13 protein-coding genes are annotated in these 15,947 nt (G+C 62.5%); 7 read left to right on the top strand and 6 right to left on the bottom strand.

The features are described from left to right. Positions 1–26 precede the first annotated feature (26 nt). Entirely contained in the window at positions 27–1,166 is a 1,140-nt protein-coding gene (locus PJ250_RS09890; RefSeq protein WP_271648403.1) for an FAD-dependent oxidoreductase, read from the bottom strand. An 87-nt stretch (positions 1,167–1,253) separates the two neighbouring features. Here PJ250_RS09890 and PJ250_RS09885 point away from each other — a divergent pair, with 87 nt between their 5' ends. The 3 genes from PJ250_RS09885 (at position 1,254) to PJ250_RS09875 (ending at position 5,391) form a co-directional block, all read left to right on the top strand. After that, positions 1,254–1,940, top strand: coding sequence for a TetR/AcrR family transcriptional regulator (locus tag PJ250_RS09885; protein WP_271648402.1), 687 nt, complete (start codon positions 1,254–1,256; stop codon positions 1,938–1,940). Positions 1,941–3,079: 1,139 nt separating this feature from the next. Beyond that, positions 3,080–3,370, top strand: coding sequence for a hypothetical protein (locus tag PJ250_RS09880; RefSeq protein WP_271648401.1), 291 nt, complete (start codon positions 3,080–3,082; stop codon positions 3,368–3,370). Positions 3,371–3,678: 308 nt separating this feature from the next. Beyond that, a complete protein-coding gene (locus PJ250_RS09875; RefSeq protein ID WP_271648400.1) occupies positions 3,679–5,391 on the top strand; it encodes a M61 family metallopeptidase in 1,713 nt (570 codons plus the stop codon). Between the two features lie 98 nt (positions 5,392–5,489). Here PJ250_RS09875 and PJ250_RS09870 read toward each other — a convergent pair whose 3' ends face one another. From PJ250_RS09870 to PJ250_RS09850, 4 genes are all read right to left on the bottom strand, one after another. Beyond that, positions 5,490–6,413 (bottom strand): TraB/GumN family protein, encoded by a 924-nt coding sequence (locus PJ250_RS09870; protein ID WP_271648399.1) that lies wholly within the window; start codon positions 6,411–6,413, stop codon positions 5,490–5,492. A gap of 413 nt (positions 6,414–6,826) precedes the next feature. Further along, entirely contained in the window at positions 6,827–8,293 is a 1,467-nt protein-coding gene (locus tag PJ250_RS09865; protein WP_271648398.1) for a serine hydrolase domain-containing protein, read from the bottom strand. Between the two features lie 205 nt (positions 8,294–8,498). Then, positions 8,499–8,663 carry a hypothetical protein gene (locus PJ250_RS09860; protein ID WP_271648730.1) on the bottom strand — a complete coding sequence of 55 codons (165 nt, stop codon included), beginning with the start codon at positions 8,661–8,663 and terminating at the stop codon, positions 8,499–8,501. Between the two features lie 316 nt (positions 8,664–8,979). After that, positions 8,980–9,855: a hypothetical protein gene (locus tag PJ250_RS09850; RefSeq protein WP_271648397.1), complete on the bottom strand. Its 876-nt coding sequence runs from the start codon at positions 9,853–9,855 to the stop codon at positions 8,980–8,982. A gap of 495 nt (positions 9,856–10,350) precedes the next feature. Here PJ250_RS09850 and PJ250_RS09845 point away from each other — a divergent pair, with 495 nt between their 5' ends. The 4 genes from PJ250_RS09845 (at position 10,351) to PJ250_RS09830 (ending at position 13,782) form a co-directional block, all read left to right on the top strand. Further along, complete coding sequence (locus PJ250_RS09845; RefSeq protein WP_271648396.1) at positions 10,351–10,974, top strand: GntR family transcriptional regulator; 624 nt, start codon at positions 10,351–10,353, stop codon at positions 10,972–10,974. A 207-nt stretch (positions 10,975–11,181) separates the two neighbouring features. After that, on the top strand, positions 11,182–11,328 hold the full coding sequence (locus PJ250_RS09840; protein ID WP_271648395.1) for a benenodin family lasso peptide: 147 nt from the start codon (positions 11,182–11,184) through the stop codon (positions 11,326–11,328). A 55-nt stretch (positions 11,329–11,383) separates the two neighbouring features. Further along, positions 11,384–12,058, top strand: coding sequence for a lasso peptide biosynthesis B2 protein (locus PJ250_RS09835; protein ID WP_271648394.1), 675 nt, complete (start codon positions 11,384–11,386; stop codon positions 12,056–12,058). Next, positions 12,058–13,782: an asparagine synthase-related protein gene (locus PJ250_RS09830; protein WP_271648393.1), complete on the top strand. Its 1,725-nt coding sequence runs from the start codon at positions 12,058–12,060 to the stop codon at positions 13,780–13,782. The genes PJ250_RS09835 and PJ250_RS09830 overlap by 1 nt, the downstream gene beginning before the upstream one ends. Before the next feature lie 110 nt (positions 13,783–13,892). Here PJ250_RS09830 and PJ250_RS09825 read toward each other — a convergent pair whose 3' ends face one another. Continuing rightward, positions 13,893–15,947 (bottom strand): Atxe2 family lasso peptide isopeptidase, encoded by a 2,055-nt coding sequence (locus PJ250_RS09825; RefSeq protein WP_271648392.1) that lies wholly within the window; start codon positions 15,945–15,947, stop codon positions 13,893–13,895.

Raw genomic sequence — 15,947 nt, 5'->3', positions numbered from 1 at the left:
ATGAAGAGGTGCGCGTGACGACGCCTTCAACCCGCACAATCGCTTCCATGTGATCTGAAGAAGTCCAACAGCGTGCCTGGACTGCCGGCCCCCAACATGGTGTCCGTGAGCTTCAGCGCTTCGGCCGCTTCCTGTGCGCCTCTTGCGAACATGGCCTGCTCGTATGTGTCGAGCGCGGCTTCCGGCGCGCCTGGGTGAAGCGCAATCGCCTCGGCGAGTTCGGCGCCACCCAACATGGCCAGATTGGCACCCTCACCAGAAGGGATCATCAGGTGTGCCGCATCGCCCAGCAGGGTGACACCTTTGACCCGGTCCCAGCGATGCCCGACCGGCAACGCATGGATCAGCCTGATCACAGGCTCGGCCTGGCTGTCGGTGATGAGCGCAGTCAACGCAGGCGACCATCCGTCGAACTCGTTGACCACGCGCAGGGCGGCCGTTCTGGCATCGAGGTCGGCTAGCCGCTCGACCCATGCCAACGGCCGCTGCAGTTGCACGTAGGTGTGCAGGACATCGCCGGGTTCGGCATGCGCGAGGATGCCCTTGCCCGGCTCGACCGCAAACAGCGCGCCTTGACCGACCGCCTGCGCGGACGCTGGACGATGCCGCTTGCTGTTGGACATCCAGGTCTCAAAGAACATCAGTCCGGCATAGGCGGGCGTGGCGCTGGACAGCAGCGGGCGCACCTTGGACCAAGCACCATCGGCACCGACCAGCAGCGTGGTCTCGACCGAAGCACCATGTGCGAATTCGAGGCGATGGCACCCCTCCCCGAGCGAAGCCACCGCGGTGAGCTTGTGGCCCCAGCGCACCGTGCCATCCGGCAGCGCGTCCAGCAGCAGCTGGCGCAGCGCGCCGCGCGGCACCTCGGGCCTGCCGCCGGCACCATCGTCGGCTTCCTCGTACAACACTCCTGCGTGCCGATCCAGCACTCGCACCGCCTCGCCCCCGGGATGGATGATCCGCCGGAAGGCCTCAAGCAAGCCTGCGGCCTCGAGGGCGCGCTGTCCGTTGTGCGTGTGGATATCGAGCATGCCGCCCTGGGGACGCGCATCGCTGGACGCCTCGGCTTCGTAGACCGTCGCGGCGATGCCGTGCACGTGCAGGACGCGCGCCAGCGTCAGGCCGCCAAGCCCTGCGCCGACGATCGCGATGCCGTTGTCCATGCCTTGCCTCCACTTCAAAGTGACGGCCCGAATGGAACGCCATTCCACAATCGTGGAACCACATTCCATTTGTGTCAAGATGGCGCCATGAGCAAGACCCCATCAGGCCGCCGCAAGGAATCCGCGCTCTCGCGCGAGCGCATCGTCGCCGAGGCGGTCGCGCTGCTAGACGAGGGCGGCGAGCCGGGACTGACCTTCCGCGCCCTGGCCGATCGACTGGCCACCGGCGCAGGCGCGATCTACTGGCACATCGACGACAAGCGCGACCTGCTGATCGCCGCGTGCGACGCCATCATCGCCAGCGCCGTCGACGCGCCCGCCTCGAAGACCATGCCCGAAAACAGGATCCGCACCATCGCCGGGCGCCTGTTCGACGCCATGGACGCGCATCCGTGGATTGGGGGTGCCCTGACCCAGGCGGGCGGCACGCTGCCGGCGGTCCGCATCCTGGAATCGCTGGGCCAGCAGGTACAGGCACTCGGCGTGCCGCAGAAGCAGCAGTGGTCCACGACGTCCGCGCTGATGAGCTACATCACCGGCGTGGGCGGGGAGAACGCCGCGCACTCGCAACTGGCACGCAAGCAGGGATTCGACCGCACCAGCCTGCTGACGGAAATGTCGCAGACCTGGGCGGCGCTGGATGCCCGGGCATTCCCGTTCACCCGGCAGGTGTCCGCACAACTGCCCGCGCACGATGACCGGGCAGATTTCCTGGCCGGGATCGACTTGATCCTGCGCGGCATCAGCGCCTCGGCGCAGCGCCATCGCCGATAAAACGAAGCGCGCAGAGACACATCGCCGCTTGGTAATGGAGGGCATCGACGCGGACAGGACCGCCACCATCCGCCCCTACCAGCGGCGCCAGCACGCACCATGAAATGACCGCGTTCGTGACGCGATCAATCGGCAGCTTGGAGAGCGCGCGGGACCAGTCGCTGGGATGGGTGGCCGCCGAAGACCAAGACTGGGGCGACAGGGGCGAAATCTGCGCTCCAACGCTGCTGTCGCCACCTACCCAATCCTTTGGCGCCGAGACGCGCAAGTGACGAGCGCTTCCGGGCCACCACCAACCGGACACTCGGAAGCCGCGCGGGACCAACGGCGCGAATGGAAGAGGCGCCGAAGACCAAGGTGCGGAGGCGCAGCCTGCAGCATGCCCCTGGTTTCCTCATGTCCTACAAGAAAAGCCCTGGTACCCAGGGCGCATTGTGGAGGGAATCCGTCAGACCGCTTCGACCCGCCAAGCGGCGCTTCGGCGGGTCGGCCCGAGATGGCTACGGGTTCTGCGTTGGCACGGCGGGCGGAGGTGGCGGGGGCGGCGGCATGTCGTCGGGCGGCGGCGGGGGTGGCTGCCGGTCGCCATGGGCATGCGGCGGAGGTGGCGGCGGGCCATCGGGACGCGGGTGCGAAGCGCAGGCGGCCAGCGAGAAGCAGGCAGCGGCGATGAACGCGGAGGGGCGAACGATGCGCATGGCGACTCCTTGGGTGGTTGGGGCGCATCGACCCTATCGGCGGCGCCGTGCACGCCAGGTCAGCGCGCTTTGTCTGCGTGTGTCAGGCGGCGCGCGGCCCCGCCGAACCGCCGAAAGGCGTCTTAGTGCCACGCATCGGGTGGAGCGCCCGGCGCAGCTGCAGACACGCTGCGCCTTGCATACCTACGTGCTCATGGACATCCACGTTCACCTGCTGCCGACACCCCCAAACGCGCATGCGACGGGACAGCTCAAGCAGCGACTGGGGCGCAGCGACGTCGCCTTGTTCAATGGCCGGTACGGGGCGTACAGGCAACTTTTTTTGGGGAGTGGGCTACAAAGCTTATCTGGTGGACAACAACGGTACCTCCTGCGCCTCTATTGATACATCGAGCTCAAACCGGCGCGCGCGACCTTCACCAATGACCCAGCCGCCTATCGATGGTCCAGTTGCCAAGCCAACCTTGGCCTGCGGCCCTACTCAGCCTACAGCCGCATGCCAGCTTCCTGGCGCTGGGCGCCGACATGGAAACCCGGGCCGTAGCCTATCGCGCTCTGCCGGAGGCGGCCTTGCGCCCCGACAAGCTCGCCACCACCCGAGCATCCCTGCAACAACAGCGGGCCCTCGGCAGCCGTGCCTTCCAAGCGATGGCCCAAGCCAAGATCCAGCGCTTCGTCGGCGTCAGGTCTGCCCATTGGCCAGAGAAGGCCACGAAAGGCGGCTATAAGTGAAGCTGACACCGCTACTCCTGACCCCGCTACTGCCACATGCAGCGCGTTCAACGGCATGCAGCCGCAGCACCCAACTAGGACGTGCGGCCGAAGCCGTCGGATTGCAGAAGGCGAGCGTCAATCAAGAGAATATCCAGCCTGGTCGGGCGCCGTTGTCGCACAGGGCCCGATGTCCGTTCGGACACTTGCACTGTCCGCTCGGACACTTTGACTCGCCAGCGTGGCCCTCTCTGCTGGGCTCACGATTGGCACGTTGCGTGCTTCGTTATCTGACGAGGCGGTAGACCGCGACATGAAAGATCAGGGCAATGCTTGATTACGCGTTAAGCGGCATCTTGCTGCTGTCGTCGCTGGCGGCCAGCCAGCCGCATGAAAACTCACCGACACGCTATGAGCTCAGCGCCGAGACCGATGGTGATCGCATCCGCACGCTGCATGTGACCCTCCGGCTGGATGCCGATGCATCTGGCCACACCGTCATCGACTGGCCTGACCAATGGGCGGGCGAAACGCATCTTGGCCGATGGGCGCGGAATATCACGGTTGAAGGCGGGTATCAGACCTCGGTGGCCCCACATGGCGGGCGTATCGTCGACTCGGCTCCTGGCGCTCCGCTGGTGATGCGTTATCAGGTGGTGTCGGCCTACCAAACCGATCCCGAAGTCTCGAATAGTCGGCAGCCAGATCCGATCATCCTTCCAGATTGGTTCTATGCGGTTGGCTTCGCACTCTACGCTCAGCCATCGGGACGCGACGATCTACCTGCGGCGTTCACTTGGCGCGGTCCTGTTGACATCAAGTTCGCCTCAGACGCGCAATATGGGCGTGGATTGATGCGCAAGCCCCGCACCGGCAAAGATATCAGGGAAAGCGTCGTCATCGGCGGGCATGACTTGCAGGTGTCGAGCACGCTCATCGGCAGTGATGAGCTACGTGTCGCCCACATCGGCCGGTTCGGCTTCGACATGGAGGCATTCGCGCGACTCGCAAAAAGCGTCATTTCGACCGAACGCGCTTTCTGGGGTGATGAACACGCGGGGCCGTTTCTGATCACGGCCGTTCCCCTTGGGTCGCGACCAGGACAGACTGGCTTCAGCGGGACGGGGTTGGGGGATGCTTTTGCAACATGGATTGGACGCAACACTCCTCTGCCCGACCTGACTTGGTTCCTTGCGCACGAGTATTTCCACAGCTGGAATCCAGGCCAGCTTGGGCATACCGAAGATGCAACCGAGGCCCGGACTTACTGGATCAGCGAGGGATTCACGGATTTCTTTGCACGCAGGTTGATGCTCAGAGCAGGCATTCTTTCACCCACCCAATTCGTCAAGGAGTGGAATGAGGTCTTGACCAACTACGCCCGCTCGCCCTACAGGTCCTCAAGCAATTCGACCGCGGCTGATGACTTCTGGAACAACGATCGCGCCCGGATGATGCCCTACCAACGCGGTGCGCTGTTGGCAGCCGTCTGGGACCGGCGCCTCCGCCAGCGATCTGTCGGGCAGGTCACCCTCGACGATGTTCTTCACCTCCAACACAGGCTGGCGGGGGCCAATCCCAGGTTTTCGCTGCAGGATGCGCTGATCGCTTCAGCCGCTCACTACGGGCTGGACTTGCGTCCGGACATCTCCCAATACGTAGAGCGCGCAGTGCCTGTGCTTCTGCCGCAAGACACGTTTGGCGATTGCGCACGCGTGGTCTCCGTCGACGCACTGGTGTTTGAGAGGGGCTGGGATACCGAGAGAACCATACGACAGGGAGACATCGTGACAGGGCTCGCCCCGGATTCGCGCGCGTACGCCGCTGGATTGCGGAACGGGATGAAGCTGCTTTCCCAATCCGGTGGGAACCTCGGCGATCCAGAAATTCCGATCACGTTGACCGCGCTGGATGCGTCGGGCGAGCACATCATTCACTTCAAGCCCATCGGCCGGGACACGATAAGAGTTCAGCACATTGAGATGGATGCGGCACGCTTTTCGGTTACACCGGATGCGTGTCGACGTGCGCTTTCGGGCTAGGCAACGATCGCTGGAGGGGTGAATGCAAAGTGGGACGACTCACTCCTCTTGAAATCAGCGCGGCCCACAGTGCCTCTCTTCGCGCCCGGTGAGACTCATCACCTGCTAAAGGACAGGCCGCTCCGACCAGCAAGCGCGATGAGGCCATCTCGTCCCACCATGTGATAAAGGCCAACGATCACAAGGCTGGTGCCGGGATGATCGAGCATCGACTTGAAACGCGGGATCCAGTCCTGATTTCGCTGCTTGGTCAGCTTCGCGGCAAGTTCCGGATACGCCAAGGTATAACGCTCGACTTCCGCGGCCGCGGCCTCTGTTTTGCCTTCTGACCAGTCATCGTAGATCCTGGCATTGGCAGACGGGCCGGACAGGATTTCGTCGAGCGTGTAGCGCAGGAATTGCACCTCTTCGATACGTGACATTCCGCCAAACCACGCAAACACATCGTCTTTCGCGGCAAACTCGCTGCGCAGCGGAACGCCGGCCATTTCGGCTTTGGTCCTGAGGACCTGTTCGGCTGCGGCCCCCTTTGCACCCGAAGCTTGGTAATAAGACTCCTGCAGAAGCGAGGCAACGCACCAGGGTCGATAGGGTTGCAGGTCCGCCAATTCCACCCGGCAGCGGGCCGCCGCCTGTTTGAGCCTTGCCATGTCAGCTTGGCTCAGCCAAGTGCTCAATGTGCCGGCGGAATTGAAGGCGAACTTTTCAAGCAAAGCCTTCTGCGGCGCCCTATAGCGCTGGTTGGTTTCTGTCCAAACGACCGAACAGCTCGGCACGAGCGTCTCGATGCTCGCGTCGTGCCATGCCATCGGCCGCGGCGGCGTTTCGCCGAGAAGGAAGATCTTGCTTGCCCCGTTTTCCAGCTTCCAGATCGGCCACCCAGGCATCCTGCTCCTCGCGCTGGCAGGACGACTCAACCCTCCCGCTCCGGCAGCAACCATCGCGGCGGCCATCGCACTGATGAATTCGCGCCGGCGGTTCACCGGGGTCGACGTAATCGTACGCATTGTCTTGAACGCCAAGCTGGGTCAGAACATGAGACTGGCCCGCCTGCGCTTGCGGCGAGCGTGCCTCCCGCCCCCCTGACTTTTGACATGGGTGTTAGAAGCTGGAACGCTGGAAGCAGGCCACCTAAGCAGCATGCCGGGGACTGGCACCAGGCTGGCGCATTGCCAGCACAGCCTGGGACCGGTACCGCGTAAGCGTCTTGTGCGGGCGGCGACCCCTGGCACTAGCACGAGTAGTGAGGCAGATCTGCAATGGCACAGGGCCCGTCGCCCTGATCACCAGAGTCAGCAGACCCGGTACCAGCGTCACACCAAAGCGAACCACCCGAGTTCCGCATCAGGGTCAGCGTGCAAATTCGCTACTACGCGTCCTATCGTCGCCGTGAGCGATCAATGGCGCGCGCTTGGAACGCTGGAGAACAGCTCCTCTATTTGGCCGGAGCGTCCGCCACGCGCACCAGCTTCATCGGCGGCGCGCCTTCGATCATGGTGCAGCTGGAAAAGTCGGGGGAGAACTCGACGGTCACACCCAGGGCCTCCGAGCGGAAGCGCCGTGGTGACAGCGCGATGAGGCGTTCGGCAACCGGGGCGCCGGCGTTGGCGAACAGGCCTTCGGGGCGCGCTTCCAGCTTCACATCCAGACCTCCGCCGATGAAGTGACCCGATGCCCTGGACAGCTGCGCGAGGGTCAGGGCCTGTTCCTGCGTCGCGGGCACCGCCATGCCGGTCCAGCCATAGTCCGCGGCGATGGCGCGAACCACGTCCGCCGTCAGCCGGCGGCCGTCGCCACCATTGGTGAGCACGACGATGCCGTTGCCCTTGCCGAGCTCGGCGACCATGAAGGCGTCGAAGCCTGCGTTGACGCCATCGTGCATGAAGCGCGCAGGCCCCTCCGGATACAGCGCCACGCCAAGGCCCCAGTTGTCCTTGATCGGTGTGAACATCTGGCGTGCCATGGCGGGCGTCAGGCGGTGGCCCCGCTCGCCTGCGGCGGACGCCTGCATGTCCACCAGCAGGCGCGCCAGGTCTTTCGCACTCGTCCACAAGCCTGCGGGGGCAAGCTCCGGATAAACGGCATAGTGGCCGGGGATGGGTTTGCCGCCAGCGGAACCGAAGGCCATATTCATCTGGATCGCCTCCGACGGCGGCATGGAAAACGCGCTGCGCGTCATGTGCAGCGGCCCCAGCACCTCACGCTGCGCGAGGTCGGCGAACGGCATGCCGCTCACATCGGACAGCGCCAGCTGCGTCACCATGTAGCCGCCGCCGGAGTAGGCGAACTGCGCCCCTGCCGGCAGGATGCTGCGCACCGGCGGATTGCGGCTGGGCGGCGCGCCATCCAGGATCTGCACTGTCGTCGGCAGCACCGCGCCGGGCTGGAAATCGGGCGCAAACCCATGCACGCCCAAGCCCGCCGTGTGGCTCAGCAACTCGCGCAGGGTGACCCCGTCTGGCGCCAGCTTCGGATCTTTCGGCAACTGCCAGCTGCGCAGCGACTGGTTGATGTCCAGGTCCAGCCCGAGCTTGCCCTGCTCCACCAGCCGCAGCGCCGTCAGCGCGGTGACGACCTTGCTGATCGAAGCCGCCTGGAAGGCGGTGTCCGGCGTCACCGGCGCGCAACTGCCCAGATCGCGCACACCCCAGCCGCGCGCCCACGCGATCTTGCCGTTGCGGATCACCGCGACGCTGATGCCGGGGACGTCGTCGCGACGCATCTCATCGACCAAGGTCGATGGCGTGTCGCCTGGTTTGATGACCGGGGGCAGCAGCTTGCTCTCGACGTATCGGGTATGCACGTTGCTGGGCCCGCCCGCCACCGCGCCAGGCGTGGGGCACGTGTCCGCCCACGCGACCGCCGGCAAGGTCACAACAGTGGCGATCAGCAGGCGCTGCAACGACAGCAAATCAATCCCTCGCATCCTCCATCCCTCCGATAGGTGCCGCTGGCTCTGCCTTGTATCAGAAGCGGAGCCGGTGTGCAGTTCTGCTGCCGCGCGTCTGCCATCGCGACGAATGAGGTGGACGAACAGGGTCAGGTTTACTTCCCCTACGTGACGTCCCCTCGAATGCTGTCACTGCCCTAGCCCGTCTGCGGACACATCAGCGCGCCGCGACGGCGAAGCTGGTGCCACGGCGCGGCTTCCTCGCATTCGGCTGCCAGGCAGGCCGCAGCATGTGGTGCAGCGGGGCAACAATCGGTTGCCGCGCTTCCTCGATGACGGCGACCGCCTGCGCGACCTGCAACTGCTGCGCGATGCACTCCACAAGACACGCTGCGTGTTACATGCCTACGTGCTCATGGACATCCATGTCCACCTGCTGCTGACGCCCCCAACCGCACATGCGACGGAGCAGCTCACGAGCGGCTGGGCGCAGCGACGTCGCCTTGTTCAACGGCCGCCACGGGTGCACAGGCACCTTGTCGGAAGTGCGCTGCAAAGCCTGTCTGGTGGACAACGACGAGTACCTCCTGCGCTGTTGTCGCTACATCTAGCTCAATCGGTGCGCGCGGCCATCACCAATCGCAGTAACAGAGTCAGGTCAACCTAACCGTTACTGTCCCGACGAAGGCTTTGGAGAATCACATTTGTTTCGGGCGCGTCGCAGCAACCTCTGCTTGTCCGTCGAAACCGTGAGATATCGCCATCTGGGTGTCCACGCCCCGACTGGCCAGGGTGTTGACCGGCTCAATCGCCATGTTGAAGCGTTGCCCGGCCTGCAGAAGCGTCTGCATTCCTTCGCCATCCGTGTATTTATAGCCCTGCGCTGCAGCAGCGACCACCAAATCGCCGGACCGACGTACGGCTTCCATCGGGGCCTTATTTGTCGCATGGGCCAACCCCATGCTGATTATTTTTTCATCATCCAGATGTGCGATCTGTTCCTTCAACCTGTCCAGAACATCTGACGAAGGCCTGGGCGTAGAAGCCCCGTTGGGCTTCGGCCAGTAGTTTTGGCTCGCGTCCCGAAAGTCCACCTGCGCCTGCATGGCGTTTTTCAGATCGCCTTCTGGCATCTTCTCGCACTGCTCCAGCGTGACTCCCTTCATCCTGAAGATGCTTTGCTCTTCATTCAACATGGGCTTGAGTTCAGCCAGGACCTTTGGATCCAGGTTGCTTTCTCGTGCGGCGGAAGACTCAGGCTGAGTTTCTTGAAACCGCGGCGAGACGACGCCGGCGTCTTTAAGCTGCCCGCCTCGATTCATGTTGTCGTAAAGGGGCGAAAGAAGTTCACGGCGGCGCTCCGGGCTCATGCCGATGTCTTTCATGAGACTGGAATAAGCCTGATATCGACCAACAATCGAGGTATCGGAGCCGTATCCATGCTGCGTATCGGACCTGACGAATTCCTTGACGCCCTGAAGCGTCGCGGCATCCGGCCCGCTTTTTGTATCGACTCCGGATTTGAGCAGCACCTGCTCGACCAACGGCAGTGGCTTATTCCCGACATTACCCATTGCTTTGCTCCCCTTCCATGAAGATGAAGATCTTAGGACCTGGCAGTGCCGACCGAATGTGCTGACAGTCGCAGATGATGCAGCCTTCAAAGTTCTGGGTCATCACGTTTGGGCGGTGACGAGAGTCAGCTCCCTGCCATCCATCTCCAGCTCAGGCGACGCGCAGGGCCGGCGGCGCGGATGGGAGCGCCGCCGAAGATCAAAGCACACAGGGCAGCAGCGCCTTTCAGCCCATGGCCCAAGCCAAAGTCCAACGCTTCGCCGGCGTCAGGGCCAGCCATCGGCCACGGAAGATCACGGAAAGCGGCGAGAAGTGATCCTCTCCCCGTTACGGCAGTTGTCCAAGGGATGCAGACGATCGCGTCGCGGGTCAGTTACGCATCGCGCGCGGCCACGGGAGAAAGACGACGCGGCGTGCGCCATGACGCAATTCGAGCTTTCAAATACTTGTAATATTCCGACGCCGCAGGCGCCCATCGACAAAGGACTTCGATGATGAATGCGATCCACTCCAAGAGTTCCTATCTGTACGGCCAGATCAGGCGCGACCTGCAGGCCGGCCGCTATCTCCCGGGCCAGCGCATCGATCCGGCCACCGTCGCCGGGGAGTACAGGACCAGCCTGACGCCCGTGAGATTCGCGCTGTCCCGCCTGGTCGGCTACGGCATGCTCTGCGACCAGCCGCGGGCCGGCTTCCACGTCCCCATGCCCACCGAAATGCAGCTGCGCGACCTGTACGACTGGATGGAACGGCTGCTGGTCATGGCCTGCGAGTTCACTGCCGCCAGGCCGCTTGAAGCCGCACCGGCCCCCATGCCAGGCGACGACGACATCCCCAAGCAGACCTGGAAGCTGTTCGACACCATCGGCCGCCAGGCGCGACACGGCGCGCTGCACCATGCGATCAAGCGGACCAACGACCGCCTGGCCGCGATCCGCCGCGCCAAGCATGCGCTCATCGACCACGCCGCCGAGGAGCTCGCGGACCTCGAGGGGGCGTGGCAGGCCCACGACATGCCACGCCTCGACAGCACGCTGCGCGCGTATCACCAGCGCAGGAGGCAGCTGGTGCCGTGCATCGTGGCGCACATGGCCGAGCGCCGCAGCCAGCTGCACTGATCCACGCCATCCCCCAGGCGCCAACGCCCGATCGAGCAGCGGCCCAATCGGCATCGCTGCAGCGCCCGATGCATCCGGAAAACGATGTGCGTCACGCAACCAGAGAGTTACGTGAGTGCACAACAAAAGTTATTTGAAAACACAAAATCCCCGCTCCTAGGCTGGCCTGGTCATGGATTGGCCATGACGCATCCGAAGGAGACTGAGATGGACAGCAACGAGAACATCCGCAGCAACACGCAGGAAGAGGTCATCGTGCTCGGCGTCGCCAGTGTGGTGACCCAAGGGGCCGAAGGCACCAATGAGCCGGGCGGCGTCGGCGGCATCGCGTTCCCAGGTATCTCTGAGGAATAGCAAAAGCAGGGCGCGCACTCGCACTACGGTGCGCGCCCTTCCTTGGAGAACCATCGTGCCCCATCTTCTCAGCAAGGATCTTTCGTTCTGTGAAGTGGACGGAACGATCATTCTTCTAGATATCGCCCAAGATCGATATTTCCGACTGAATCAACGACTCGAAGCTGCTCTTCGGGCATATCTAAAGCAAGCCGATCTGGCTCCAGAGCTGCTTTTCTTCCTCTCCAGCCAACGGATTCCAATCAAAGCTGACCATCGGTTCCGGTGCGACCAGGAAGCAGGTCACCAGCCTCCAGCGCGAAGTGCCTTGGAGCTACCTACAACAGTCACCTCATCTCGCCACGCGGGCCTGCCTGAGACCTTTTGGCTTGTCTACACGACCCGTCTATGGCTCAAAGCCAGCAGCCTGAAAACCGTCTTGTGGGGCGTGGCGACGCAGCGACGCAAGAACAGACTCAGCTCTGAAGATCCGATCCGACTTGAATCACAAGCCATCGATGCGGCAATCCGGTTCGCCAACACGAGGCGTTACGTCCCCATCGAACGCAACTGCCTACTGGATTCACTTGCACTGCTTCGCTACCTCTCGCGCCGCGGACTTCCGGCCAGCATCGTATTCGGCGTCACCCACCAGCCGTTTGGAGCGCATTGCTGGATACAAGCAGGAGACCTCGCCTTGAACGAGACGCTCACTGTCGCCAATGCGCACACGCCCATCAGGGTGATCTGATGAAGCACGCTTACATCATGCTGCTCAGCGACGGGCGCGCCGGATACGATAAGTCTTTAGACGAACGCGTACGCGCGATGGGCATGGCATGCAGACTCGAATCGGCCGTTGCTCGAGTCTATGTGTCTCCTGACACGCCGATAATTCGTCTACATGCACACGCGATGATCATCGGACAAGTTTTCAACAGCGACGGCCTACAGCTCACGTCCGCCCCCGCCACACTTAGTGGGCCGGCCGAAAGGGCGCATGAGCATCTGCTGACAAAGATGTGGGGACAGTACCTGGCAATCCACGCCAGTGCCGTACAAGTGACCCTATTGCGAGATCCTTCTGGCGCGGTGCCCTGCGTATACTCAATCGTCGGCAGGTGCGGGTTCGTGAGCTCAGACATTAGTCTGGCCGTTGAACTTGGCATCTACAAGCGGGAAATCGACTGGCAGACAATCGCTCATATCCTCGAGTTCCCATACTTCAAGACATCCCGCACAGGCCTTGCAAACATCTCGGAACTGCTACCCGGTATCGAGTTACGGATCCGCGCACAAAGAGCTTCGACCCATCTCGCTTGGTCCCCTTGGCATTTCACGGAGCGGCCGGCTCGCCACACCGACACCACTGAAGCAGCCTACGAAGTAAGGCAAGCAGTGACCATGGCAGTTAAGGCTCTGGCGAAGCTGCAGCATCGGTTCGTCGTCGAGCTCTCTGGTGGGCTGGATTCATCCATCGTATCAACCTGCCTGCGTGAGTTCGCTGATAGTGCGACCTTCTGCACGCTGGTGATGACAGTAGCCGGTACCGATGAACGCCCGTACGCCCGCCTGATGACGGATATGCTTGGAAAGCCGTTGTCTTCGATCGACATAGACTTCGACAAGATCGGCTTTGAGTATCGTGAACCGCCTTCCTCAACGCGCCCAGCCATTGGCATATTGCAGCACGCAGTTAACGAAGCCTGGGAGGCCGCGGGGGAGCGCTATAAGGTAGACAGCTTCTTTTCTGGCGGCGGCGGCGACAGCATCTTCTGTTACCTCAGCACCGCAGCGCCAGCAGCTGATGCCTTTCTGGAGCGGGGCGTTGCGAAAGGCATCGCCGCAGTGCAAGACCTCTCCTCGCTCCATCAATGCACCATCTGGCAAGCAGCAGTGCTGACCTATAAGAAGATCAGACAGCGGCGGCCATCGACCTGGAAGCGTGACACCACCCTCCTTTACGGATCATCGCTGTCCGGCCTCTCTGGCGACCATCCCTGGATGAATGCACCTCCGCACGCGCTGCCGGGTGATCGAGAAAAAATCAGACAGCTCATCAGCACACAACTTTTCAGGCCCGCCACGCCTCGTGGCGCCGGTCGAGTGATTCACTTCCCTCTCTTGTCGCAACCAGTTATGGAGGCTTGCCTGAAGGTCCCATCGTGGATGTGGATCTCACATGGTCGTAATCGGGCCATTGCGCGCGATGCCTTTGCCGACCAGTTGCCGACCGGCATTATCGAGCGGCGCAGCAAGGGCTCCTACACCGGCGTTCTCGCGGGTATATACGCTCGCCACAGACATGCCATGCAGCGGTTCCTTGCCGATGGCGAACTACACTCGAATGGTCTCATAGATCGCTCCAAGCTGGCGCAGATTTTTGAGCGGGAACAGGCACCCCGTGATACCACTTTCATCCGGATCCTCGACATTTGTGCGACGGAGAACTGGGTCAGGAACCAGGCCCGCTGAGTGCTGCTTCTGTCATAGGAGCAGCGCAGTCGCCCTAGCTCGCCTGTGACGATCGATCTGCATGATCGCTGAGCTCTGAGCGCTTCAGATATTCCTCAGAAGTCACACCGCTACGAGGGCTCATGCCTCTTTTCATCGACATGCCCCCCCTTCGTATTCAATTCTTCCCATGCGCGGTATTGGTCAAACTTTTCTGGCGTCGGGTCCTCGTAGCCCTGCAGCCAAAAGCGAAACCAGTCCAGATTCCGCTCATAGACGGCAAGCTTGTGCCGAGGCTGGAACTTGATATGTGGCTCATCAGGAAATACGTAAGCGTCCCCCTGATGCCTTCGAATCAGGGGATACAGGTATTCCAGCGTCATGCGATACTCTTGCTCGGGCAACTGAAAAAGAATCGGCGCGTGGATCCTGTCGAGTTGATACGCGGGCGAGTTCTGACGCCAAGCATTCGGCGTCTCCTCCGGCGTACCCAATTGCCAGAGCTCCATCACCTTTGTGCGAAATGCTTCGCTTAGGCTGTTGAATAAGTAGTAGCTGGGGGACGACGAGACGCTACTGATTGAGGCTGCCGTTATTGCTTTGGAGTTCGCAAGCGTCCACATGGTGACCTCTGCCCCATAGCTGAGGCCACCCATCCCAACACGATTCCCGTCGATGCGGCCCTCCTTGGCGAGAAAGGCCACGGCACTCTCCACAGCTGCCCGACCTTGGTCGACACGAACAGCAAAGTCCTTGCTTGAATCCGGGATTGCGTTGATGCAAAGCGCGGCGATGCCCATTTCGGCCAGACTCGCCAGTGGCCATTCGTCCCCGACTCCCCCACGAAGAAATCCGTAACAGGTATAGAACGTCACAAACAATGGGGGCGGAGCGCCGGGGCCGAGACGGCGGGCCTCGTAAAGGTAACCGGTGAATTCGCGGCCCTGCCCATCATGCCAACGGATCAGCCTTGCAGGCGCAGTGCTGGCGATGTCCAGCTCTAGCCCCTTGTTGGGCGCAAATAGAACACTCCTTTCGCCGGCCGTCAGATCGATGGACTCCAGCCGTGGCGGCCGATCCGCTTCGGCCGCCACGCAAACTAGCGCGTCGTACGACGTCGCGCATGGGACGTCCCAGTAGCGCTGACTTCCACTGACCAGACCATCCGCCAGCACGACTGCTCTCACTGCGCCGGTGACGACATTCCACGCGTGGATCTCCTGCGCGCGTCCATTGCGGTAGTTGATAGACGTAAAGAGCAGCTCATCGCTCCCCGGCCTCCACCGGATATCACTGATGCGTGCCTTCATGCATAGTGGATCCGTGCAAGGTATCGCCTGCGATGACCGACGATTCGGCAAAAGGGCCAATCGTGGCTCACTGTCCTCCGCCTGGTCATCCGGCTGTGGAGGTAGCATCACCGCAATACGTCCGTCGCCAGGATTGACCGCAATCTTGCTCGGCGTCGGCAGGCCGGTGACGGCAACATCGCTCGGCTGCATCGCGCGCGGCGGCGTGCCAGAGGCAGGGACGTCGCGCGTCGTCATCGTACGCAGATTCACCTCGCGCCACTGATCGGCATACTCGAACAAGAGGGGCCCAGCGCCAAACCAGTCGTCCACGAAGCGCTGTGTCGCAGGCCTTCCCCCTGCGAGACTGGAGCGGAACAGCCCCGCCCCCGCATTGATGGTCTTGTCGATATGTACACCGCGCGCGTATTCAGACTCTTCCGCACGAGTCACTTCTTCGCGTGTCGCTCCCACGGCGTATCTCAATGTCCCGCCGTCTGATGCCAGGACAAAGCGACGGACGTCAGCCGGATCCTTCGTGACTTCGCGTGCGCCCGTGCCGTCTGCAGCGGCACGCCAGACAGAGATCCGGCCATCGATGAGGGCCCGGTAGTAGACCCAATGACCATCAGGCGACCATACCGCCGGGGAAGGCAAAACCACTCCACTGATGAATTCTCGTAATGGAGCGCCCCCATCAGATATGCGGTGCGGTGGCCGGCGTCCGTCAAGGGACTGCACATACCAGGTGGTGTCGACGGTATTGCGCTCGACCGAGGCTTGCTCGGCGCGGAACGCGACCTGCCGTCCGTCCGGGGAGATTACCGGGTTGCCCAGGTCAATCACTTCCAGCAAGCGCCTTGGCGACACGACTGCGGCATGGGATGTCGCCGTCAT

The organism is Pseudoxanthomonas sp. JBR18, assembly GCF_028198165.1.
Taxonomy (GTDB): Bacteria; Pseudomonadota; Gammaproteobacteria; order Xanthomonadales; family Xanthomonadaceae; genus Pseudoxanthomonas_A.
This window is presented reverse-complemented; position numbering and strand designations above follow the sequence as displayed.